Source organism: Streptomyces sp. NPDC003247 (assembly GCF_042888135.1).
Classification (GTDB): domain Bacteria; phylum Actinomycetota; class Actinomycetes; order Streptomycetales; family Streptomycetaceae; genus Streptomyces.
Window position 1 is genome coordinate 726472 of record NZ_JBIAPF010000003.1, and the last position, 22186, is coordinate 748657.

The 22186-nt window shown below is 72.9% G+C and carries 19 protein-coding genes; 11 read left to right on the forward strand and 8 right to left on the reverse strand.

Annotated elements, in window-relative coordinates:
- Positions 1-145 precede the first annotated feature (145 nt).
- Genes ACFYWQ_RS12550 through ACFYWQ_RS12570 form a run of 5 tightly spaced genes read right to left on the reverse strand, consistent with a single transcriptional unit; the run spans position 146 to position 5169 of the window.
- A complete protein-coding gene (locus tag ACFYWQ_RS12550; protein ID WP_389515521.1) occupies positions 146-1069 on the reverse strand; it encodes a homocysteine S-methyltransferase family protein in 924 nt (307 codons plus the stop codon).
- A gap of 22 nt (positions 1070-1091) precedes the next feature.
- Positions 1092-2210, reverse strand: coding sequence for a trans-sulfuration enzyme family protein (locus ACFYWQ_RS12555; RefSeq protein ID WP_389515523.1), 1119 nt, complete (start codon positions 2208-2210; stop codon positions 1092-1094).
- 33 nt (positions 2211-2243) lie between these two features.
- A complete protein-coding gene (locus ACFYWQ_RS12560) occupies positions 2244-3113 on the reverse strand; it encodes a class I SAM-dependent methyltransferase (protein ID WP_389515525.1) in 870 nt (289 codons plus the stop codon).
- 32 nt (positions 3114-3145) lie between these two features.
- Positions 3146-4396, reverse strand: coding sequence for an aminotransferase class V-fold PLP-dependent enzyme (locus ACFYWQ_RS12565; RefSeq protein ID WP_389515527.1), 1251 nt, complete (start codon positions 4394-4396; stop codon positions 3146-3148).
- The gene (locus tag ACFYWQ_RS12570) at positions 4393-5169 is read right to left on the reverse strand and encodes a hypothetical protein (protein ID WP_389515529.1); all 777 of its coding nucleotides are present in this window, start codon (positions 5167-5169) and stop codon (positions 4393-4395) included. The genes ACFYWQ_RS12565 and ACFYWQ_RS12570 overlap by 4 nt, the downstream gene beginning before the upstream one ends.
- A 494-nt stretch (positions 5170-5663) precedes the next feature.
- Here ACFYWQ_RS12570 and ACFYWQ_RS12575 point away from each other — a divergent pair, with 494 nt between their 5' ends.
- The 8 genes from ACFYWQ_RS12575 to ACFYWQ_RS12610 all read left to right on the forward strand — a co-directional run bounded on the left by ACFYWQ_RS12575 (position 5664) and on the right by ACFYWQ_RS12610 (position 16965).
- Positions 5664-7112, forward strand: coding sequence for an MFS transporter (locus ACFYWQ_RS12575; protein ID WP_389515531.1), 1449 nt, complete (start codon positions 5664-5666; stop codon positions 7110-7112).
- A gap of 97 nt (positions 7113-7209) precedes the next feature.
- Positions 7210-8481, forward strand: a complete 1272-nt coding sequence (locus tag ACFYWQ_RS12580) for an adenosylhomocysteinase (protein ID WP_389515533.1) — start codon at positions 7210-7212, stop codon at positions 8479-8481.
- Between the two features lie 204 nt (positions 8482-8685).
- Positions 8686-9960 (forward strand): MFS transporter, encoded by a 1275-nt coding sequence (locus ACFYWQ_RS12585; RefSeq protein WP_389515535.1) that lies wholly within the window; start codon positions 8686-8688, stop codon positions 9958-9960.
- 238 nt (positions 9961-10198) lie between these two features.
- Positions 10199-11224 (forward strand): SGNH/GDSL hydrolase family protein, encoded by a 1026-nt coding sequence (locus tag ACFYWQ_RS12590; protein ID WP_389515537.1) that lies wholly within the window; start codon positions 10199-10201, stop codon positions 11222-11224.
- Positions 11225-11350: 126 nt separating this feature from the next.
- Positions 11351-13582 carry an iron-containing redox enzyme family protein gene (locus ACFYWQ_RS12595; protein ID WP_389515539.1) on the forward strand — a complete coding sequence of 744 codons (2232 nt, stop codon included), beginning with the start codon at positions 11351-11353 and terminating at the stop codon, positions 13580-13582.
- A gap of 44 nt (positions 13583-13626) precedes the next feature.
- Positions 13627-15465, forward strand: a complete 1839-nt coding sequence (locus ACFYWQ_RS12600; protein ID WP_389515541.1) for a carbamoyltransferase — start codon at positions 13627-13629, stop codon at positions 15463-15465.
- Between the two features lie 61 nt (positions 15466-15526).
- Positions 15527-15694 carry a hypothetical protein gene (locus ACFYWQ_RS12605; RefSeq protein WP_389515543.1) on the forward strand — a complete coding sequence of 56 codons (168 nt, stop codon included), beginning with the start codon at positions 15527-15529 and terminating at the stop codon, positions 15692-15694.
- Positions 15691-16965: an ATP-grasp domain-containing protein gene (locus ACFYWQ_RS12610; protein ID WP_389515545.1), complete on the forward strand. Its 1275-nt coding sequence runs from the start codon at positions 15691-15693 to the stop codon at positions 16963-16965. The genes ACFYWQ_RS12605 and ACFYWQ_RS12610 overlap by 4 nt, the downstream gene beginning before the upstream one ends.
- Positions 16966-17147: 182 nt before the next feature.
- Here ACFYWQ_RS12610 and ACFYWQ_RS12615 read toward each other — a convergent pair whose 3' ends face one another.
- Positions 17148-17612, reverse strand: coding sequence for a DUF6299 family protein (locus ACFYWQ_RS12615; protein ID WP_389515547.1), 465 nt, complete (start codon positions 17610-17612; stop codon positions 17148-17150).
- A 229-nt stretch (positions 17613-17841) separates the two neighbouring features.
- On the opposite strand from ACFYWQ_RS12615, the gene ACFYWQ_RS12620 reads away from it, so the two are divergent.
- Complete coding sequence (locus ACFYWQ_RS12620; protein WP_389515548.1) at positions 17842-18030, forward strand: DUF5999 family protein; 189 nt, start codon at positions 17842-17844, stop codon at positions 18028-18030.
- A gap of 1 nt (position 18031) precedes the next feature.
- Here ACFYWQ_RS12620 and ACFYWQ_RS12625 read toward each other — a convergent pair whose 3' ends face one another.
- Complete coding sequence (locus ACFYWQ_RS12625) at positions 18032-18433, reverse strand: RidA family protein (RefSeq protein WP_389515550.1); 402 nt, start codon at positions 18431-18433, stop codon at positions 18032-18034.
- The gene (locus tag ACFYWQ_RS12630; protein ID WP_389515552.1) at positions 18430-19560 is read right to left on the reverse strand and encodes an acyl-CoA dehydrogenase family protein; all 1131 of its coding nucleotides are present in this window, start codon (positions 19558-19560) and stop codon (positions 18430-18432) included. The genes ACFYWQ_RS12625 and ACFYWQ_RS12630 overlap by 4 nt, the downstream gene beginning before the upstream one ends.
- Positions 19561-19729: 169 nt before the next feature.
- Between ACFYWQ_RS12630 and ACFYWQ_RS12635 the strand changes: the two genes are divergently transcribed.
- Complete coding sequence (locus ACFYWQ_RS12635) at positions 19730-21346, forward strand: AMP-binding protein (protein WP_389515553.1); 1617 nt, start codon at positions 19730-19732, stop codon at positions 21344-21346.
- A gap of 15 nt (positions 21347-21361) precedes the next feature.
- Positions 21362-22186 carry a PaaX family transcriptional regulator C-terminal domain-containing protein gene (locus tag ACFYWQ_RS12640; protein WP_389515555.1) on the forward strand — a complete coding sequence of 275 codons (825 nt, stop codon included), beginning with the start codon at positions 21362-21364 and terminating at the stop codon, positions 22184-22186.

A 22186-nucleotide genomic window follows, 5' to 3' on the forward strand; every position in this document is an offset into this window, starting at 1 on the left:
GACGGACCGCCAGGCAGACGGACCCCCGGGCAGACGGACCCCCGGGCAGACGGACCGCCAGGCAGGCGGACCGCAAGGCAGGCGGACCCCCGGGCAGACGGACCGCCGGGCAGACGGACCGCCGGGCAGGCAGGTCGGCGCTGGTTCAGCCGGGCAGGCGTTTGCGTAGGGCCGCGATGTGGTCGGGGGTGCTGCCGCAGCAGCCGCCGACCAGGGAGAGGCCGTAGCGGCCGGTCCGCTCGGCCATGAGGTCCGCGAACTCCTCGGGGTCGTGCCGGACGGGGACGTAGCGGTCCACCGGTGTCCAGTCCGCGATGCCCGAGCGGTCCTCCAGGTTGGGATAGGCCCCGAAGGGGACCGGGCAGTCGTGGGACCAGCGGTCGAGCACCAGGTCGGTGCCCTCCAGGGTGGTGCAGTTGACGCAGACCAGCGCCGCGCCCGCCGTCGCGACCGCCCGCGCCGCGTCCGTCACCGGCTCGCCGGACAGCAGGGCGCCGTCGGGACCGCAGACGAAGCTCACCCACACGGGCAGGCCCTCGCGCCCGCAGGCCTCGACGACGGCCACCGCCTCGCGCACGGTGTTCATGGTCTCCGCCAGCACCAGATCGACGCCCTCCGCGGCGAGCTGGCGCACCAGCCAGGCGTGCTCCGCCCGGAGTTCCTCCTCCGGCGGCACCAGGGACGGCCGGTAGCAGTCCTCCACCGGGATCACCGACGCGGCGAGCACCGGGGACCGCCCGTCGGGGTCCGGCCGGACCGAGCCGCGGGCCAGTGCCACGGCCCGGCGGACCAGGACCTCGGACGCGTGCTCGTCGGCCCCGGCGCGCAGCAGGGTGCGCCGGTTGGTGCGGAAGGTGATCGCGGTGGCCAGGTCGGCGCCGGCGGCGGCGTACTGCCGGTGGATGTCGGCCAGTTGCCGCTGTCCCTCCAGGTCCAGCAGGGCGGCGCTGGTCCACCACGGCTCGGTGACGCTGATCCCGAGCCGTTGCAGTTCGGTCCCCTTGGCGCCGTCGACGAGCACCGGCGAGCCGGGGGACGGCACGGCCCCCGCCCCGGCCGCCGGGTTCACCGTGCCTCCCGCGCCCGCCGGATCACAGCGCCCGTTCCAGGTCCGCGGCGAGGTCCCGTACGTCCTCGATGCCGACCGCCAGCCGGACCAGGTTGTCGCCGATGCCCAGCCGCCTGCGGGTCTCCGCCGGGATGGGCCGGTGGGTCATCAGCGCCGGGCACTCGATCAGGGACCGCACGCCGCCGAGGCTGACCGCCACGGCGAACCGCTCGACCTTCTCCAGGAGTTCCTGCACGTCGCCCAGGTACTCGAAGGAGATGATCGATCCGAAGCCGTCCATCTGCCGTGCGGCGATGTCGTGCTGCGGGTGCGCGGCCAGCCCCGGGTAGTGCACCGCGCCGGTCTTCGGCGATCCGTTCAGCAGCTCCACCAGCCGCTCGGCCGACTCGTTCTGCCGCCGGACGCGCAGCGACATCGTCTTCACACCGCGGTGGAGCAGGTAGCAGTCCAGCGCCCCGGGCACGTTCCCGGCCGAGGTCCGGTACCGGAAGAACGAGGTGTGGAAGTCTTCCCGGTTGTAGACGAGGGCGCCGCCGATGACGTCGGAGTGGCCGGAGATGAACTTGGTGGTGCTGTAGAGCGAGATGTCGGCGCCCAGCGCCAGCGGACGCTGCACGACCGGGCTGGCGAAGGTGTTGTCGACCAGGACGGGCACACCGGCGGCATGGGCCCGCTCGCTGATGGCGCTCACGTCGGCGACCTTCAGCAGCGGGTTCGTCGGGGTCTCGATCCAGATCAGACCGGTGTCGTCGGTCAGGGCGGCGTCGAGGGCGTCGAGGTCGGTCAGATCGACGTACTCCACCGTGATCCCGTAGCGGGGCAGCAGGTCGAACAGCGAGAAGGTGCCGCCGTACACGTCGTCGGAGGAGATCAGTTTCTGGCCGGGCGAGAGGAGGCTGAGGGCGGTGGTGCCGGCCGCCTGGCCCGAGGAGAAGGCCAGGGCGTGCGAGGCGTCCTCCAGCGAGGCGAGGCAGCGCTCCAGCGCCTCCCGGGTCGGGTTCTCGCCGCGGCCGTAGAAGTAGCGCAGGTCCTGCTGGGCCCGCTGCTCGAAGGTGGAGGCCAGGTGGATGGGCGGCACGATGTCGCCGGTGCCGGGATGGGGTTCCTGGCCGACCTGGACCAGCTTGGTGTCGAATTCCATGAGGGGTCTCCCTGGGAGGTCGGACGGTCTGGCTCAGGCGGGCTTGACGGCCCGTACGCAGTGAGCGACGCAGGGGACCGCGAGGCCCCCGCCGTCCGTCTCGAAGTCCCTGGCCGCCGTGGCGACGGCCTGGACGGTCCGCTGGTCGCGCTCGTCGCCGAAGGTCTCCGCCAGCTTCGCCCGGAGCCAGCCGGGCAGCAGGTCCCAGGAGAAGTCCACGAACTCCGCCACGTCGCGCGGGGTGAAGACGATCCGGCACTCCTGGTGGTCGACGTCCTGGAAGCCGGCCTTGGTGAACCGCTCGCACAGCGCCTCGGCGTCCGCCATGCTGAACGGCCCCGGGGCGCCCGGCGGCGGGGCCGGCAGGCCGAGCCGGGCCGCGGCGATCCCGAAGGCCAGGCTGAGCATCGGGACCTGGGGCGGGGTGCCCCAGACGGCGGCCGTGAAGGTGCCGCCGGGGCGGAGCGCGCGGAAGGCGGTGTGCAGGACGCGGTCGGCGTCCGGGAGGAACATCAGGCTCCAGCGGCTGACCACCGCGTCGAACTCGCCCTCCTCCAGGTCCAGTTCCTCGGCGTCCTGCCGGAGGAACCGGACGTTGGTGAGCTCCTGCTCGACCGCCCGGCGCCGGGCCACGGCCAGCATGCCCTCGGCCTGGTCCACGCCGACCACCCGGCCCTCGGGCACCCGCGCGGCCGCGGCGAGGGCCGGCTGGCCGGTGCCGCTGCCGATGTCCAGCACCGAGCCCGCGTTCCGCAGGTGCGACCCTTCGAGGAGGATGCGGGTCACCGGGTCGGCGCCTCGCTCGAAGAGCTCGTACCACCTGTCCCAGCCGGAGCTGAGTTCGTGCCAGTTGCGTTCCTGCTGCGCCTTGAAGGCAGACGCGGCGTTCTGGTTGTCCGTCAAGGGATGGACCGTCCTTTCGCGGGCCGCGCCGTTCAGAGGTCGAGGAAGCGCTCGTCGGGGTGTTCGTTGGTCCAGAAGCCCTTCTCGGCGGTGGCGACCGTCTCGACGAGCCGGTCCACCTCGTCGGTCGTGCTGTAGACCGCGAACGAGGCCCGCACGGTGCCGACCACGCCGAGGCTGTCGACGAAGGGCATGGCGCAGTGCACCCCGGTGCGCACCATGATCCCGTGGGCGCTCAGGTGGTTGCCCACGTCGTAGGGGTGCAGACCGTCGACGCCGAACGAGACCAGACCGCCGGAGGGCTGCTGGGCCCCGAACACGCGGACCCCGTCCAGGGCGCGCAGCCCGGCGGCGGCGCGTGCGGTCAGCTCCGTGTCGTGCTCCCGGACCCGGTCCAGGCCCAGGGCGGTGAGGTAGTCGACGGCCGCGGCGAGTCCGACGGCCCCGGCGATGTTCGGCGTGCCGCCCTCGAAGAGGGTGGGCGCCTTGGCGACGGCGAGCGGCCCCGCGACGGTGACCTGCTTGACCATGCCGCCGCCGACCAGCATCGCGTCCATGCGCTCCAGCAGCTCGGCCCGCCCGTAGAGCACGCCGATGCCCATGGGCGCGTACATCTTGTGGCCGGAGAAGCAGTAGAAGTCGGCGCCCAGCGCCTGTACGTCGACCGGCCGGTGGGCGACCGCCTGGGCGCCGTCGACCAGCAGCGGGATGCCGCGGGACCGGGTCGCGGCGGCGATCTCCTCGACCGGGTTGACCGTGCCCTGCACGTTGGACACGTGCGCCACCGCGGCGAACCGGGTGCGGTCGGTGAGGTGCTCGACGAACGCCTCGGCGGAGAGCTCCCCGTCGGCGTCGGTGGGGACCACGCGCAGCACGGCGCCCTTGCGCTCGCACAGGCGGCGCCAGGGCAGGAGGTTGGAGTGGTGCTCCATGCCGCTGATGACGACCTCGTCGCCGGCCTCCACGACCTGGGCGGCGTAGCCCTCGGCCACCAGGTTCACCGACTCCGTGGTGCCCTTGGTGAACGCGATCTCCGCCGCGTCGGCCGCGTTGACGAAGGCGCGGACGGTCTCGCGCGCGGCCTCGTAGGCGTCCGTCGCCCGCATGCTCATGGCGTGCACGCTGCGCCCGACGTTGGCGTTCGACTCGGAGTAGTAGCGCACGACGGCGTCGAGGACCTGGCGCGGCTTCTGGGTGGTGGCGGCGTTGTCGAGGTAGGCCAGGGGGTGGCCGTCCACCTGCTGGTTCAGGATGGGGAAGTGTTCCCGGACGTCGGCAGTCATCTGCTCACCTGCTTGAAGAGAGAACGGAAGGCGGACAGCAGCTCGTCCGGCATCGGGACGGTCTTCTGCGGGGAGTACGGCCGTTGGGACGGCGGTACGTAGTCGTGGTCGGAGGGGCCGGGCACGGACCCGTCGGGCCGGCGCAGATGCGGGCCGAAGTAGAACCAGCAGATCTGGCCGACGGTCTCCGACAGCAGGACGGGATGGCAGGCGGGGCGGTACATCTTCATGTGGTCCCAGGCCGCCATGAACTCGCCGCGTGCGGTGAAGCGATTTCCGCGCGCCGCGTGGCCGAACGCGTCGTGAACGGCGCGGAAAAGGTCGTTGAAGAGAAGCCGGACCCCTCGGGAGGAGACCGGCGAGGGTTCGAGCATGGGGTGGTCCTCAGGACGCTGGGCGTCCTGTGTCCCGCTCTGCTGCCCGTTCTGCCCGTGTCCGTTCGCCGTGAGGAACACATAGAGTTTCCGGTCGGCGTGCAATTGGTCGGACAGGGTGGCGGAAGAAGTGTAGGGCTGTCCCTCGGAGAGCCACGGTTCGATGGTGACGCCGTTTTCCCGTAACACCTCGAACTGGTCGAGCGTGTCTTCCTTCAGCATTTGGTACTGAAGGGCCTCTTCCTTCGTCCCGGAGGTGAGCGGGGCCTGGCCGTACCAATTGGCTATCGACCGGCAGACCACTCCGTCCATATGGAGGGAGGCATTCCAGTTCGGGTCTTTGTCGAGCGACCGGGAAACGACGTAGTGGCGGGAGAGCCGCTGCAGGTCGAGCTTCATGCAAACCCTCCCGCGCTTCCCCGTCCTCGCCTGCCGGACCTGGACACGCGCCGCTTTCTGGAAGGCGGCGGCAGGTCGGCCGTGAGGCGAACGGGAAGACACGGGAGGGAATCGGACGGTGCCGAGGACGGCGGGCGCCGGCCCGCCGGCGGTGCGCTTAACAGAACGCCGGGCGTCGTGCACGAGTTTCTACGACATCGAGTCGTTTCTATGGGCGACACTGTGGTTCCCCCTTTCAGCGCTTCGAACGTATCCCCGCACCCTCGCTTCGGACAAGGCATCTCCCCGTCCACCATCCGAGATAATTCCGGGATGATGGCCGAAAATCCCCGGCGGACATCCGGACAGTGGTCCGCGCCGCAGGCCAGACGCCGCCCGCGGATTGTCCGAAAGCAGATGCCTCATACATCGGCGTCCGGATGTCATTGTGGATCGTTCGGCTAAGCTCGCCGAGCCCGGACCGAATCCCCCTTGTCGAAAGGCTGTGTTCCTGCATGTCCGAAGCCGGAGCGCTTGATCGGGAGAGCACAGGAAGCCAGGTCGCGGCGCAGAGGAACCGGCCCGGCGCGCTCGTGCTGCTCTGCGGTGTGCAGCTGATGCTGCTGCTGGACTTCTCGATCGTGAATGTGGCGCTGCCCAGCATGGAGTCCTCCGTCGGACTCGGCGCCGTGGGGACCCAGTGGGTGGTCGGCGCCTACGCACTCGGCTTCGGCAGTCTGCTGCTGCTCGGCGGGCGGCTGTCGGACCTGCTCGGCAGGCGTCTGATGCTCGTCGTGGGCGTGGCGGCGTTCGGCGCCGCCTCCCTGGTCGGAGGGCTGGCCACGGCCCCGGAACCGCTCATCGCCATGCGGGCCGTGCAGGGCGTCGGTGCCGCGCTGATCGCGCCGGCCGCGCTCTCCCTGATCACCACCGGCTTCCCCGACGAGGGCGAACGCAACCGGGCCCTGGGCTGGTTCAGCGCCGCGTCCGCCAGCGGCTTCGCCATCGGCGTGCTGCTCGGTGGCGTACTGACCGAACTCGCGGGCTGGCGTGCGGTGTTCTTCGTCAATGTGCCGCTGACGGCCGCCGCCCTCCTCGCGGCGTTCAAGGTGCTGCCCGGGGCCGGCGGCGCGCGGGGCGAGCGCGCCTACGACCTGCCGGGCGTCCTGCTGTCCGCCGCGGGCTTCGTGGCCCTGATCAACGGACTGAGCCAGGTGCCCGACGACGGCACCCACGCGGCGGTCAGCTGCTCGGTGGGCGTCGTCCTGCTCGTCGTCTTCGTGGTCGTGGAGGCCCGGTCGGCCGCCCCGCTGGTGCCGCTCGGCATCTTCCGCAGCCGCTCCCTGAGCGTCGCCAACGTCGCCAGCTTCCTGATCCCCGGCGTCATGGGCACCACGGCCCTCCAGCTGTCGCTCTTCCTCCAGCAGGTCCAGGGGCGCTCGGCCCTGGAGACGGGCTTCGCCTTCCTGCCGCTGGGCCTGTCCGTCGTCGTGGCGGGGCCCCTGTCCGCCCTGTCGGCCGGCCGGTTCGGGCCGAAGGGCGTGTGCGTCGTCGGCGGCGCCCTGGTGACCGCCGGGGTGTTCCTGCTCTCCCGGATCGAGGCGGACAGCGGGTACGCGGCCGACGTACTGCCCGGCACGATCCTCATGGGCATGGGGTTCGCCGCCTTCTTCTCCACCGCCATGATGGCGGCCACCGCCGGGGTGCCGGAGCGGCTCCAGGGTCTCGCCGGCGGACTGCTCAACACCTTCCAGCAGGTCGGTACGGCCGCCTTCGTCGCCATCCTGGTGAGCCTGGCGACCGCCCGCACCGAGTCGCTCGGAGATCCCACCCCCGACCACCAGGCCGCCGGATTCCAGACGGCCTTCACCGCGGGCGCCGTCGTCGCCCTGGTCACCACGCTGCTGGTGGCCGTCGCCCTGCCCGGGCACCGGGCCGTGGCACGTACCGAAGCCACGGCCTGACACCGATCTCGGTCCGACCGCGACCGCCCGCCCCGGGCGGTCGACGGCCATGGGCCGACCACCACCCTGCCTACCGGAGAGCGAGGCCCGTCCCGCCATGTCTGAACTGCCCCAGCACGATGTCAAGGACAAGACACTGAGCGCGCAGGGTGTGCGCCGGATCGAGTGGGCCGAGCGCAACATGCCCGTGTTGCGCCAGGTACGAGAACGGTTCGCCAAGGAAAAGCCCTTCGAAGGCGTCCGGTTCGCCGCGTGTATGCACATGACCACGGAAACGGCCGTCCTGCTGCGCACGCTGAAGGCCGGCGGCGCCGAGATCGCGGCCTGTGCCAGCAACCCGCTGTCCACGCAGGACGACACGGTCGCGGCGCTCGTGGTCGAGTACGGCATCTCCGTCTTCGCCGTCAACGGCATCGACCGTGACGGGTACTACCGGCACATCGACTCCGCGCTGGACATCAACCCCGATTTCGTCTTCGACGACGGCTGCGACCTGGTCAACACGGTCCACACCGCCCGCACCGAGCTGCTCGGGACCATCAAGGGCGGCTGCGAGGAGACGACCACCGGCGTCGTCCGGCTGCGGCAGATGGCCGATTCCGGTGCCCTCAAGTTCCCGATGGTGGCGGTCAACGACACCGACACCAAGCACATGTTCGACAACCGGTACGGCACCGGCCAGTCGTCGCTCGACGCGATCATGCGGGCCACCAACCTGCTGTTCGCCGGGCAGACGGTCGTCGTCGCCGGTTTCGGCTACTGCGGCCAGGGCGTCGCCCAGCGCGCGGCCGGCCTGGGCGCCCACGTCGTGGTGACCGAGGTCGACCCGACCAAGGCGCTGGACGCGCTGATGCAGGGCTACCGGGTGATGCCGATGGCGGAGGCGGCCCGCATCGGCGACGTCTTCGTCACCGTCACCAGCAACCGGGGAGTGCTGCGCCAGGAGCACTTCGAGGTGATGAAGGACGGCGCGATCCTGTCCAACGCCGGCCACTTCGACGTCGAGGTGGACGTCGCGGCGCTGGAGGCCATGGCGGTCGAGAAGCGCTCCCGCATCCGTCACCAGACGGACGAGTACGTGCTCGCCGACGGCCGCAGCCTGCTGCTGGTCGCCGAGGGCCGGCTGGTCAACCTCGGCGCCGCCGAGGGCCACCCCGCCTCGGTGATGGACATGTCCTTCGCGGACCAGGCGCTGACGGCCGAGTGGCTGACGGCGAACCACGCCTCCCTGGCCCCGCAGGTCCACGAGGTGCCCACCGAGATCGACAAGTCCGTCGCCCGGCTCAAGCTGGACAGCATGGGCGTGACGATCGACTCGTTCACCGACGACCAGAACGAATACATGAATTCCTGGGAGTACGGTTCCTGATCGTTTCCCGTCCGGTCGGATCTCCGGTCGGAACCGGAACGGCCACGGGCCGGCAGGCGAACTCCGCCTGTCGGCCCGTTCGTTGTCCCGGCCACGTAAATCGGAACCGTTCTGGCGTGCGGCGTCTCAGGTGCCGAGATCCCCGTTGCGCTGTCAATAACACGTCAGTAACCTCGCTGTCACGCGTTCAAACGGGGGTTTGCTGTGCGCATTCGGGGGTCCGCAGTCCTGCCTGCTTCGGGGGCGCAGCGCGCATTAGCCCTTGCCACGCTGGCCAGTTCCACCGGAAAAGGAATTTTCCTCACCGCCGGTGTCCTCTATTTCATCCGCGTGGTCCACTTACCGGCCATGGAGATCGGGGTCGCCTTCAGCATCGCGGGGTTCGTGTCCCTGTTCCTCGGCGTCCCGGCCGGCCATGTCGCCGACCGGCGCGGGCCCCGGGCCGTCTTCGTGGCCAGCCTGCTGCTGAGCGCCGCCGCGACCGGCGCGTTCCTGCTCGTCCACGCCTCCTGGTCGGTGCTGCTCGTCGTCGTCCTCGCGACCGTCGCCCAGGCCACGCTCCTGGTGGCCCGCGGTCCCATCATCAACGACATCGCCGACGGCCGGCCGCAGGAACTGCGCGCGTACATCAGGTCCGTCACCAACGTGGGCATCGCCGTCGGGGCGATGGCGGCCGGCTGGGCCGCGCAGGCGGACACCACACCGGCGTACCACCGGCTGATCCTGCTGAACTGCGCCTGCTTCCTGGTGGCGCTGCTGCCGGCCTTCCGGATCCCGCGCACGGAGATCGTCGAGGCGCCCGAGCAGACCCGCGGCCGGTGGGCCGCCCTGCGCGACCGGCCCTATCTCGCGCTGTCGCTGCTGGACGGTGTCCTGTCCATCCAGTACCGCGTGCTCACCGTCGCCCTGCCGCTGTGGGTGGTGAGCGCCACCTCCGCACCGCGCTGGGTGATCTCGGCGGCCGTCGTGGTGAACACGGCCATGATCATCCTGTTGCAGGTGGCGGTCGGCCGCCGGGTCGACACCCCCCGCCGTGCCGCGCTGGCGCTGCGCCGGTCGGGGTGGGCCTTCTGCGCGGCGTGCGCCGCCGTCGCGTGGGCGGCGGGATCCCCGGCCTGGGCCGCCGTGGCCCTGCTGGGAGCCGCGGTCGTCGTCCACAGCGTGGGCGAACTGTGGCAGGCCGCCGGGGGCTTCGAGGTGTCCAACGTGCTCGCGCCCCGGCACGCCATCGGCCAGTACCTGGGCGTCTTCGGCATCGGCATGGGACTGGCCGAGTCGTTCGGCCCGGCACTGCTGACCTGGCTCTGTATCGGCTGGGGGAAACCGGGCTGGCACGTGATGGGCGCCCTGTTCCTCGCGGCGGGCCTGGCCGCCCCGGCGGTCGTGCGCTGGGCGGAGTCGACCAGGGCGCGGTACGCGCCGGGCGCCGACCTGCCGCCGGCGGGCAAGCCCGCCGCCCTCTCCTCCGAAGCCGTCTGACGTCCACGGCCGCCTGACCGCCCGCGGCCGTCCGACCGTTCGAACCCGTACGACCACACATCCGAAAACCGTACGACCGCACCTCCGGAACCGTACGCCCGCACCTCCGAAGCCGTACGACCGCACGTCCCGAAGCCGTACGACCGCACATGCCGAAGCCGTAAGACCGCACGTCCCGACTTCCGCCGCCCGGCACGCCGGTGCCGGGCCGGATCGACCGAAAGGAGGCGGTTCGTCCATGACCTCTCATCGCGCGGAACTCACCCCGCAGATGCTCCAGTACGCCGAGAAGTTCGACGACCGCGGTGAGATCCGCTGGCTGCCCTACCTGATGTACTTCCACGCCTCGGACCACCGGTCCCAGGTGGTGAACACCGACCGGCTCGGCTTCCGCCTGTCCGAGGGGCAGGGACAGCGGGCGTCGGCCGGCGGACGGGTGCCCGAGGGGCCCGTCCGGCTGATCGCCGGCAGCTCCACCGTCTTCGGGATCGGCGCCTCCTCGGACGCGGACACCCTGGCCTCCCGGCTGTGGGACCGTCACGCGCCCGCCCTGCCGTGGCTGAACTTCGGCGGCCGGAGCTTCAACTCCGCCCAGGAGCTGCTGCTCTTCACGCTCTACCGCCACCTGGTGCCGCAGATCGAGGAGATCGTCCTGTTCACCGGGTTCAACAACCTGGGCCTCGCCCGGCTGCCCCGCTGGATGCAGGGCGACAGCGGCGCGTTCTTCAACGGCCACGAGTACTTCGAGCAGGTGCAGGAGCTCCAGGCCCGGCAGCGCCGGGCGAGCGGGCAGTCGCGGTGGTCGGCCCGCCGGGCGCCGCGGCGCTCCGAGGCGGAGCTGACCGCTCCGGACCTCTCCGGCCAGCTGGACCTCGCCGTCGAGCTGACGCTGCGCCACCTCGACACCTGGCGGCTGATCGCCCAGGGCCTCGGGGCCCGGCTCACCTTCGTCCTCCAGCCCCTCGCGCCGTGGGTGCGCGAGCGGCCGGCCCGCCAGGAACAACTGCTCTTCGACGAGCTGGACGGCATCGCCAATTTCAGCCAGGCGTACGGCGACATCTGCACGATCGAGGCGGGGCGGCGGTACGCCGATCAACTCCGCGGCGGCTGCGAAAAGCTGAACGTTCCCTTCCTCGACCTGAACCCCGTGCTCGGCTCGGCGGTCAAGGACGAGGACTGGGTGTTCGTGGACCGTATTCATTTCACCGACGAGGGACACGACATCGTGGCCGGCCTGCTCGCCGAACAACTCACCCTCCGGTGACCTGACAAGGGGAATTCCATGGGATTCATCCGCAAAATCGTCGATGCTCTCTTCCGGCGCCGCCGCAGAAAGCGGAACAACGACGCCTCCATTTATCCGATGTTCTAGGGGGGAGGACCGGAAACGATGTCTTCGACAGTCCTGCGGCCGACGGGGAAGGCCGCGCGTGACACCGCGCGGCCCCCCTCCTGGGCCAGGGCGTGGTACGCCGCGTTCTGCGATCCGGAGAGCCCGCACGCGGACCGGGTACCGGTGGCCGACGTCCGCGACGCGATCGACCGGTCGGTACCGTCCGGCCACGCCCCCGAGGATCTGGAGGCACTGTGCCGGGAGGCCGAGGCCTGGGCCGCCGACGAGACGCGGGTCTTCCGGGACCTGGCCGGCCGGGCCCGGCAGGAGGCCGTCCGTGAACGCGTGGCGCAGCGGCTGGCGCTCGACTGCTCGCCGTTGAACCTGGTGTCGGGCGCGTGGTTGCAGTGGCTGAGCAGCATGGCCGAGGCGGACGACCCCGCGGCCCTGAGCGCGCTGACCCTGTACGCCTCGGACGTCGGGGTCGGTCATCCGCGCGCCTCCCGGGGCCACGCCCACCTCGCCCTGCTGCAAGGCCTGCGGGTGGCGGAGAACGCGGTGCCGGCCGCCCGTACCGCGCTCGACACGCGGGTGCGGGAGGACGCGTTCGTCCTCCCGGCGCTCCTGCTCCTGATGAGCCGGCGGCCGGAGGACTTCCGGGCCGAGATCCTCGGCGCCGACCTCTGCCTCCGGCAGGTCGGCCTGCTGCCCGCGCTGGCGCCGCTCAAGGACCTGGTGGACGCGGGCGTCGACTGGGACGCGCTGCATCCCGGCGCGCCCCGGCCGCAGGAGCCGGCGGGCGGGCTGAAGGCGTCGCTGGCCGCGGTCGACGCCCTGCTGGAGCAGTCGCCGTCCGAGACGCGTGCCCGCGTCCTGGCGGGGGCCCGGTGGGCGTTCACGGCGCTGCGGGAGTGGCACGAGGCGCTGCGCGCCGAGCTGGCCGGCGTCCTCGACCCGCGCCGGCAGGCCGCCGAGCTCATCCGGCTGCGCGCCCGTGAGGGCGCGGTCTACCACCGCTCCTTCCAGCTGGAGGGCCGGCCGCTCGCCGAGTGGCTCGACGAGGCCCGCGACGACCCGTACCCGCTGCTCACGGCGCTCGCCGGCAGCTCACTGGTCCGCCCGGGCCGTCCGGAGCGCAGCCCCCTCGTCAACGGTCTGGTCGGTGAGCGCGGCGCGATGTTCCGCGTCTTCTCCGAGGAGGACCTGGCGGTCCTGCGCCGCTGGATCGCGTCCCTCCCCGACGGAGACGGAGACGACGGCGATGGCGACGGCGCCTCCGAGGACCCGCCCGCGCGGCGGGCGAGCGGGGTCGCGACTGCGGCTGCGGACGGGCCGTCCCCGCGGCACTGGGCCCCGGTGCGTACGGTCCTGGAGGAGGAGCCGCCGGACGGCCGGGCCCCCGCGGACCTGCGGGAGGCGTACGTCCTGCTGCAACGGCGCGCCCAGACCCCGGCCGTACGCCGCTACGCGCTGGAGTACGTCCACGGGTGGCTGGGCCGGGCCCGGGTGCGGATGGCCCGGCAGGACATGCCGCTGCCCGACAGCTGGCCCGCCGAGGGGCTGCGGCCGTGGCTGTCCGGGCAGCACGACCGGCACGCCGAGGAGTTCGAGCGCACCTCGGACGCCGGGCTGCCGACCCGGGAGCAGTTGATCGAGTCGACGCTCCAGCTGGCCCCGCTGACGATGATCGACGGCGCCTGGCTCCAGGGGTTCACCGACTACCACCTGGCGTCCTCGGACATCGGCCACTCGCTGTTCGAGACGTACTGGGACGAGCTCGGCAACGGCCACCCGCGGCTGAACCACCCGCTCATCTACCGGGAGCTGGTCGCGGACATGGGGGTGGACCTCCCGCCGACCGGCTCGGCGGAGTTCGCCCGCTGGCCGGGGTTCCGGGACGGCTCCTTCGACCTGCCCGTGTTCTGGCTGAGCATCGGCCGTTTCCCGCGGACGTTCCAGCCGGAGGTGCTGGGGCTGAACCTCGCCATGGAGCTCTCGGGCGTGGGCGGCAGTTACCGGCGGGCCCGGCTGGCGCTGCGCGAGCACGGCTTCAGCACGCGGTTCGTCGACATCCACAACACCATCGACAACGTCGCGACGGGACATTCGGCGTGGGCGGCGGACGCCATCGACGCGTTCATGTCCTCGGCCGCGGTGGGCAGCGGGCTCCAGGCCCGCGAGACGGCCTGGCGCCGGGTGCGGGAGGGCTACCGGTCCCTCAGCCCGCCCACCGGCGTGCACGCCTGGCTGGCGGACCGGCGGGCCCGGTGGCAGAGCAGAAAACGATGAGCGGAAAACGATGAGCGGAAGCGTTGAGCGGAAGGGAACGTGACATGGCCGATCTGGTTCTGGGCATCTCGGCGTACTACCACGACAGTGCGGCCGCCCTCGTCGCCGACGGCGTCCCGGTCGCCGCGGCCCAGGAGGAACGCTTCAGCCGCACCCGGCACGACCCCGGTTTCCCCGGGCAGGCGGTCCGCTACTGCCTGGAGGAGGCGGGGGTCCGGCTCGACGACGTGGCGGCCGTCGCGTACTACGAGGATCCGGCGCTGAAGTTCCGGCGGGTCCTCGCCACGTACCTGGGCGCCGTGCCGCACGGCGCCGCCTCCTTCCGCACGTCGCTGCCCGAGTGGCTGGCCTGGAAGCGTTCCACTGTGCGCACCGTGCGCAACGGTCTGGCGGAGCTGGGGGTGGGCCGGGTCCCGGAGGTCGTCGCCCGCCGGCACCACGAGTCGCACGCGGCGTCGGCCTTCTTCCCGAGCCCCTACGAGTCCGCCGCGGTCCTGTGCGTCGACGGGGTCGGCGAGTGGGCCACGACGACGCTGTGGCACGGGCGGGGCACGAGCCTGGAGCCGCTGGCCGAGATCAGGTTCCCGCACTCCCTGGGGCTGCTGTACTCCGCCTTCACCTACTTCTGCGGGTTCAAGGTCGACTCCGGTGAGTACAAGCTGATGGGGCTGGCGCCGTACGGCACTCCGCGGTACGCCGGCCTGATCCGCGAGAAGCTCATCGACCTGAAGGAGGACGGGTCCTTCCGGCTCGACATGCGGTACTTCGCGTACCTGGCGGGCCAGGTGATGACCGGCCGGGCCTTCGAGGAGTTGTTCGGCGGTCCGCGCCGGCAGCCGGAGGCGGCGCTCACGGAGCGGGAGTTCGACCTCGCCGCGTCCGTCCAGGCCGTGACCGAGGAGGTCGTCCTGCGGCTGGCGCGCACCGCGCGGCGCGTGACCGGTGAGAGCCGGCTCTGCCTCGCCGGGGGCGTCGCCCTGAACTGCGTCGCCAACGGCAAGGTCATCCAGGAGCGGGTGTTCGACGAGGTGTGGATCCAGCCGGCGGCCGGTGACGCGGGCGGTGCGCTCGGCGGGGCCCTCGCGGTCGCGCTCGAACGGGGAGCCGGACGGCCCCACCTCGGCACCGGCCGCGACGCCATGTCGGGCTCCCTGCTCGGCCCCGCGTACGGCGCGCGGGAGACACGGGAGTTCCTGGACGGCGTCGGCGCCGTCTACACGGAGCTGGACCCGCGGGACACCCCCGGTGTGGTGGCCGACCGCCTGGCGCAGGGCGCGATCACCGGATGGTTCCAGGGGCGGATGGAGTTCGGCCCGAGGGCGCTGGGCGCCCGGTCGATCCTCGGCGACCCGCGGGACGCGGACATGCAGTCGGCGATGAACCTGAAGATCAAGTTCCGGGAGTCGTTCCGGCCGTTCGCCCCGTCCGTCCTGCGCGAGGACGTGAAGGAGTACTTCGACCTGCCCCAGGAGAGCCCCTACATGCTGGTGGTCGCGGGGGTGGCCCCGTCCCAGCGGCTCGCCGTCGAGGAGACCGCCGGCGACGTCACCGGCCTGGACCTGCTCAAGGTGCGGCGGTCGACGATCCCCGCGGTCACCCACGTCGACCACTCGGCGCGGGTGCAGACCGTCGGCGAGCAGGACAACCCCGCCTACCACCGGCTGCTGTCCGCGTTCAAGGAGCGGACCGGCTGCCCCGTGCTGGTGAACACCTCGTTCAACCTCCGTGGGGAGCCGATCGTCAACACGCCGCGCGAGGCCTACACCTGCTTCATGCGCAGCAACATCGACGTGCTGGTCCTCGGTGATCTGCTGCTGGAGAAGAAGGACCAGCCCGCCTGGCGCGAGACGGAAGACTGGCGCGAAGCGATCCCCCTCGACTGAGCCGGCCCCACCGCCGTCCGACGGGCCGTCGGCGGCGCAGCACCACACGAGAAGGACCTCGATGCGAAACCTGCTGCTGTCCATCGTCTACTACGTCCTGGTCGTCCCGGCCGGACTGCTCGCCCGGCTGGTGAGGGACCCGCTCGCCCGCGGCCTGGACCGGGGCGCCGGCACCTACTGGGTCACCAGTACCGGTGGGGTCACGGGCCGGAAGGCGGCCGTCCGATGACGACGTCCGACGCCCGTCCGGGGGCGGAGGGTCCGGCCCGCGCCCTCGCGTTCGTCGAGAGCAACCTCACCGGCACGGGCATGCAGGCGCTGCGGCTGGCCCGCTCCCTGGGGCTGCGCACCCTCTTCGTGACCTCGGACCTCGACCGCTACTCCGTGGACCCGGACACGGCACGGACGATCCGCGAGGTCGCGGACGAGATCCTGCACTGCGACACGCAGAGTCCGGAGGCGATCGAGAAGGCGCTGCTCGCCTCCGCGGCACCGGTGGCCGGCGTGATGACGGTCATGGAGTACTACGTGCCCACGGCGGCGGCCACCGCGCACCGCATGGGGCTGCCGGGGCTGGACCCCACGGCGGCGGACATCGCCCGGGACAAGCTGAAGACCCGCGTGCGGTGCGCCGAACGCGGGGTGCCGGTGCCGGAGTTCCGCTTCGTCCACGACGCCGAGGAGGTCGACGCGGCGCTGGCCGTGACCGGCCTGCCCTGTGTCGTGAAGCCGATCGACGAGTCGGCGAGCATCGGTGTCGCCCTGTGCCGCACCCGGGAGGAGACCGTCGCCCGGGTCGCCGACATCGCCGGGCGGCCGACCAACTCCAAGGGCCAGCCCCGCGTTCCGGGCGCGCTGCTGGAGGAGTGCCTGTTCGGGCACGAGGTCAGCGTGGAGACCTTCACCGTCGCGGGTTCCACGACGGTCCTGGGCGTCACCGACAAACTGCTGGGCCCCACACCGCACTTCGTCGAGCTGGGCCACACGTTCCCGTCGTCCGTGGGCGAGGCGGCGGACCGGGCGGCGGACCTGGCGGTGGCGGCCCTGGACGCCATCGGCTTCGACTTCGGTCCGGCTCACGTGGAGGCCAAGCTGACGCCGCGCGGGCCCGTGCTGATCGAGATCAACGCGAGGACGGGAGGGGACTTCATCCCCGATCTGGTCGAACACGGGACGGGGGTGCCGCTGCTGCGGGCCTCGGTCGTCGCCCACAGCGGCGGACGTCCCGACCTCACGCCCACGCGGGCCCGGGGGGCCGCCATCCGCTTCATCGCCGGCCGGACGGCAACGGTGGAGTCCGTTCCCGACACCGGCGTCCTGGAGAACTTCCCCTCGGTCGTCGCCTTCCGGGTGAAGGCGGCCCCGGGGCAGCGGACCACCTGGCCGTCCCACAGCCACGAGCGGCTGGGGCACGTGATGACGTGCGCGGCGACCCCGGGCCAGGCCGCGGCGGACGCCGACGCGGCCCTGGCCCACCTGGCGCCCACGTACCGGGAGTGACCCGCACGCGGGCGGCTCCGGCCGGGGCGGCCCGCATCCGGGGGCTCCTGGAGCCTCGCCGGGGCTGCCCGGGAAGCCCCGGGCAGCCCGCCGGCATGGCGGCCGGGTCGGCGGCGGTGGGGCCGCCGACCGGGCCGTTCGGCCGTTCGGCCGTTCGGCCCTCGGTCCGCTGTGACCGGCTGCTATCGGCCCGTCTTCGCCGGCGTGCCCTCCTGCTGGGTCTCCCCGGTCAGCGTGATGTCCTCGTCCTCGGCCGCGTGGAAGTGGGGCAGGGGCACGAAGCCGTGGGGCCGCAGTTCCATCAGCGTGGCCTGGACGTGGGCCTCGCCGGGCGTGAGGGCGTCCGGTGCGGCCTTGCCGGTGTTCACCCAGCGGTGCTCGGCGCCGTCGCACACCGCGCGGGTGCCGCCGATGCCGTACTGGGTGGGCGAGTTGCTCTGGCCGATGGACGTGCTGAGGACGACGGAGCCCGAGTCGCCGACACAGCGGTAGGTGCCGGAGAGGGTGACCGTGCCGTCCTCGGCGATCCGGCCGGTCGGGTCGACGGTGACCGACTCGGACGTGTCGGCGGCGGCGGGTGCCGCCGGGGCGGCGAGCAGGAGCAGGGCGGCACCGGCGACCGCGGTCAGGGCGGGGCGCAACGACATGGAAGGACCTCCTGTTGTGGGGGGCTTCCACTGGTACCGGGCGATCGCCTCCGATCCCGTGACCGTCACTCCTTCGGTGGCGAGTCCGCGCCGCGCGTCGGCGGACGGTCGTGGAGTCGTCCTGGTGCTGTCACGATCGGGGCCCGCCCCTGGCGACGGCGGTCCGGCGGGCGCATGGTCGGTGCACGGGGCCGCCGGAGGGCCGGTCCCACCGACGTGGAGGTGCGCCATGTGCGACCACAGCTCCCCGAGCGCGTCCGCCGACGCGGCACACGTCGTCGCCGCCCGCTCCGAGCAGGGGTGGAGCCTGCTGTGCGACGGCACGATCGTCTTCGACGACTCCGGCGAGCTGCTGCCCGACGGCCGGGTGGTGGCCCCGCACCGGGCGACGGCCGCGCGGCCGGCCGTCGCCGCCTGACTCAGTCCGCGAGGACGGCGAACCCGTCGAGCTCGACGAGGGCCCGCTCGTCCCACAGCCGGACGATCCCCACGACCGCCATCGCCGGGTAGTCCCGGCCCGCCGACCGCCGCCACACGCGGCCGAGTTCGGCGGCGCAGGCCCGGTAGGCGGCGACGTCCGTGACGTACACGGTGACGCGCGCCAGGTCCGCGGGGGTGCCGCCGGTGGCCCGCAGCGCGGTGAGCAGGTTGCCGAGCGCGCGCTCGAACTGCTCCGGCAGCGTCCGTCCGACGACCTCGCCGTCGGCGTCGAGCGCGGTCTGGCCGGCCAGGAACACCACGCGGGAGCCGGTGGCGACGACCGCGTGCGAGAAGCCGGCCGGCGGGGACAGCCCGGGCGGGTTCACCCGCTCGGCGGTCACCGCCGCGCCTCCGCGGCCGCGTACAGCTCCTTGGCGATGATGCCGCGCTGGACCTCGCTGGCCCCTTCGTAGATCCGGGGGGCGCGCACCTCACGGTAGAGGTGCTCCAGCAGGTGTCCCCGGCGCAGCGCCCGGGCGCCGTGCAGCTGGACGGCCGTGTCGACGACGTACTGGGCGGTCTCGGTGGCGAGCAGCTTGGCCATGGCGGAGCGGCGCGGGACGTCGGGGGCGCCGGTGTCGTACGCCGTGGCCGCCGCGTAGACCATCAGGCGGGCCGCCTCCGTGCGCAGGGCCATCTCGGCGACCTGGTGGGCGACCGTCTGGAGGTCCCGCAGCTTGCCGCCGAAGGCGTCGCGCCGGGCGGTGTGGGCGAGGGTGGCGTCGAGCGCGGCCTGGGCCATGCCGAGGGCGAGGGCGCCGACGCTGGGGCGGAACAGGTTGAGGGTGTCCATGGCGACCCGGAAGCCGCGGTCGGGCGTGCCGAGCACGTCGTCGGCGGTGACCCGGACGGCGTCGAAGGCGAGGGTGCCGACGGGGTGCGGGGAGAGCAGGTCGAGTGCGGAGCCGGTGAGGCCGGGGCGGCCGGCGGGGACCAGGAAGGCGGTGACGCCCCGGGCGCCGGCGCCCTCGGTGGTACGGGCGAAGACGGTGTGCAGGTCGGCCTCCGGGGCGTTGGAGATCCAGCACTTCTCGCCGGTCAGGCGCCAGGCGTGCGGCCCGTCCGGCTCGGCGGCCAGGGACAGCGCCGCCGCGTCCGAGCCGGCGCCCGGTTCGCTGAGCGCGAAGGCCGCCACCGCGCTGCCGTCGGCGACGCGCGGCAGCCACCGGGCGCGCTGGGCGGGGGTGCCGTGGGCGTGGACCGGGTGCGCGCCCAGTCCCTGGAGGGCCAGTGCGGTCTCCGCCTCGGTGCAGGCGTACGCCAGGGACTCGCGCATCAGGCACAGGTCGACCGCGCCGGAGGTGAACAGGCGGGCCAGCAGTCCGAGGCGGCCCAGTTCGGCGACGAGCGGGCGGTTGACGCGGCCCGGCTCGCCCCGGTCGGCGAGGGGGTGCAGCCGGTCGGCGGCGAGGGCGCGCAGGGTGGCGCACCAGGCGGTCTGTTCCGGTTCGAGTGAGAATGCGGGCATCACCGGACCCCTCTCCGCGGCGGTCTCGCGTCGGCCTCCCGCCGCCCCGTCCGACGGTATCGCGAACCGTTGACTGCCGTCACCAACACGATACGCTCGGGGCGCGAGCCCACCACGACGCCCGTCACGGCGCCCGGAAGGCGCCCTCCAGGCAAGGGGGCGATCCGCCATGAACGACTCGGCCCATGTCGACACCTTCGCGCGCGACCATCTCCCGCCGCCCGGCCAGTGGCCCGAACTCCGCTTCGACCTGCCGGAGCTGCGCTACCCCGAACGGCTGAACTGCGCCGCCGAGCTCCTCACCGGCCCCGCCCCCGACCGGCCCGTCTTCCGCACCCCCGCCGGCCCCGCCTGGACGTACGGCGAGCTGCGCGCCCGCGTCGACCGGCTCGCGCACCTGCTCACCGGCCGCCTCGGGGTCGTCCCCGGCAACCGGGTGCTGCTGCGCGGGCCGACCACGCCGTGGCTGGCGGCCTGCTGGCTGGCGGTGCTGAAGGCGGGCGGGATCGCCGTCACCGTGCTGGACCGGCAGCGCCCGCGCGAGCTGCGCACGATGTGCGCGATAGCCCGCGTGGAGCACGCCCTGTGCGACGTCCGGGCCGTCGACGACCTCGCCCGGGCCGGGGTGCCGGGCCTGCGGATCACCACCTACGGCGGGAACGCCCCCGACGACCTGCTGCGCCGGCCCGCGCCGGACACCCCGTACCGGGCCGTGGACACGGCCGCCGACGACGTGGCGCTGATCGCGTTCACCTCCGGTACCACCGGGCGGCCGAAGGGGTGCGCGCACTTCCACCGGGACGTCCTCGCCGTGGCCGACACCTTCTCGGCGCGGGTGCTCCGGCCGCGGGCGGACGACGTCTTCGCCGGCTCTCCCCCGCTCGGCTTCACCTTCGGTCTCGGCGGGCTGCTCGTCTTCCCGATGCGGGCCGGGGCGAGCGCGCTGCTGCTCGAACAGGCCGGTCCCCGGCAGCTGCTGGACGCCGTCGCCCGGCACCGGGTGTCGGTGCTGTTCACCGCGCCCACCGCCTACCGCGCGATGCTCGCCGACCTCGACGGGCACGACCTGTCGTCGCTGCGGCGCTGTGTCTCGGCGGGCGAGAACCTGCCCGCGGCCACCTGGCACGCCTGGCACGAGCGGACCGGGCTGCGGCTGATCAACGGCATCGGCGCCACCGAACTGCTGCACATCTTCCTCTCCGCCGCCGACGAGCGGATCCGGCCCGGCGCCACCGGCGTCCCCGTCCCCGGCTGGCAGGCGCGCGTGCAGGACGAGCGCGGGGAGCCCGTCCCCGACGGACAGCCGGGGCTGCTCGCCGTGCGCGGACCGGTCGGCTGCCGCTACCTCGCCGATCCCCGGCAGAGCGCGTACGTGCGCGACGGCTGGAACATCACCGGCGACACCTACGTCCGCGACCGCGACGGCTACTTCCGGTACGTCGCCCGCGCCGACGACCTGATCGTCTCCGCCGGGTACAACATCGCGGGGGCCGAGGTCGAGGAGGCCCTGCTGCGGCATCCGGACGTCGTCGAGGCGGCGGTCGTCGGGCGTCCCGACGAGGCGCGCGGGCAGGCCGTCGTGGCGTTCGCCGTGCTGCGCGCGGGGGCGCGGCCGGACATCGAGGCGCTGCGCGCCTTCGTCCTGGCCGAGCTGGCGCCGTACAAGTGCCCGCGCGAGATCGTCCTCCTGGACGCCCTGCCGCGCACGGCGACGGGCAAACTCCAGCGGTTCCGGCTGCGCACCACCGCCGACGCCGATGCCGACACCGATGGTGACCAGCAGTGATGCCGACGACCTAAGATGATCAACGTGTCCGACCAGCCTGCACCTCGGTCTCTCATCGTCACGCTCTACGGCGCGTACGGCCGCTTCACGCCGGGCCCGGTGCCCGTCGCCGAGCTGATCCGGCTGCTCGCCGCGGTCGGCGTCGACGCGCCCTCCGTGCGCTCCTCGGTCTCCCGGCTGAAGCGCCGCGGACTGCTCCTGCCGGCCCGCACCGCGCAGAACGCGGCCGGCTACGAACTGTCCGAGGAGGCACGGCAGTTGCTGGACGACGGCGACCGGCGGATCTACGCCACCGCGCCGCACGGCGACGAGGGCTGGGTGCTGGCGGTGTTCTCCGTGCCGGAGTCGGAGCGGCAGAAGCGGCACGTCCTGCGGTCCCGGCTGGCCGGTCTGGGCTTCGGTACGGCCGCCCCCGGCGTGTGGATCGCGCCGGCCCGCCTGCACGAGGAGACCCGCAACACGCTGCGGCGGCTGCGGCTCGACCCGTACGTGGACCTCTTCCGCGGCGAGCACCTGGGCTTCGCGCCGACCGTCGAGGCCGTGGCCCGCTGGTGGGACCTGGCGGCCGTGGCCGAGCAGCACGAGGACTTCCTGGACCGGCACGAACACGTGCTGCGCGCCTGGGAGGCCCGCGCGGACACCCCTCCCGAGGAGGCCTACCGCGACTACCTCCTCGCCCTCGACTCCTGGCGCCACCTGCCCTACGCGGACCCCGGCCTGCCCGCCCGTCTGCTCCCCGACGACTGGCCCGGCGCGCGCTCGGCGGCCGTGTTCCAGGGGCTGCACGAGCGGCTGCGGGACGCGGGCGCGGAGTTCGCCGGGGTGCCCGCGATCGCCTGA

Excerpts from the sequence above, each read along its gene's own strand:
- ACFYWQ_RS12575 (WP_389515531.1), top strand. The coding sequence starts at position 5,664 with ATGTCCGAAGCCGGAGCGCTTGATCGGGAGAGCACAGGAAGCCAGGTC.
- ACFYWQ_RS12580 (WP_389515533.1), top strand. The coding sequence starts at position 7,210 with ATGTCTGAACTGCCCCAGCACGATGTCAAGGACAAGACACTGAGCGCG.
- ACFYWQ_RS12555 (WP_389515523.1), bottom strand. The coding sequence starts at position 2,210 with ATGGAATTCGACACCAAGCTGGTCCAGGTCGGCCAGGAACCCCATCCC.
- ACFYWQ_RS12635 (WP_389515553.1), top strand. The coding sequence starts at position 19,730 with ATGAACGACTCGGCCCATGTCGACACCTTCGCGCGCGACCATCTCCCG.
- ACFYWQ_RS12605 (WP_389515543.1), top strand. The coding sequence starts at position 15,527 with ATGCGAAACCTGCTGCTGTCCATCGTCTACTACGTCCTGGTCGTCCCG.
- ACFYWQ_RS12590 (WP_389515537.1), top strand. The coding sequence starts at position 10,199 with ATGACCTCTCATCGCGCGGAACTCACCCCGCAGATGCTCCAGTACGCC.
- ACFYWQ_RS12570 (WP_389515529.1), bottom strand. The coding sequence starts at position 5,169 with ATGAAGCTCGACCTGCAGCGGCTCTCCCGCCACTACGTCGTTTCCCGG.
- ACFYWQ_RS12615 (WP_389515547.1), bottom strand. The coding sequence starts at position 17,612 with ATGTCGTTGCGCCCCGCCCTGACCGCGGTCGCCGGTGCCGCCCTGCTC.
- ACFYWQ_RS12565 (WP_389515527.1), bottom strand. The coding sequence starts at position 4,396 with ATGACTGCCGACGTCCGGGAACACTTCCCCATCCTGAACCAGCAGGTG.
- ACFYWQ_RS12595 (WP_389515539.1), top strand. The coding sequence starts at position 11,351 with ATGTCTTCGACAGTCCTGCGGCCGACGGGGAAGGCCGCGCGTGACACC.
- ACFYWQ_RS12640 (WP_389515555.1), top strand. The coding sequence starts at position 21,362 with ATGATCAACGTGTCCGACCAGCCTGCACCTCGGTCTCTCATCGTCACG.
- ACFYWQ_RS12600 (WP_389515541.1), top strand. The coding sequence starts at position 13,627 with ATGGCCGATCTGGTTCTGGGCATCTCGGCGTACTACCACGACAGTGCG.
- ACFYWQ_RS12630 (WP_389515552.1), bottom strand. The coding sequence starts at position 19,560 with ATGCCCGCATTCTCACTCGAACCGGAACAGACCGCCTGGTGCGCCACC.
- ACFYWQ_RS12610 (WP_389515545.1), top strand. The coding sequence starts at position 15,691 with ATGACGACGTCCGACGCCCGTCCGGGGGCGGAGGGTCCGGCCCGCGCC.
- ACFYWQ_RS12620 (WP_389515548.1), top strand. The coding sequence starts at position 17,842 with ATGTGCGACCACAGCTCCCCGAGCGCGTCCGCCGACGCGGCACACGTC.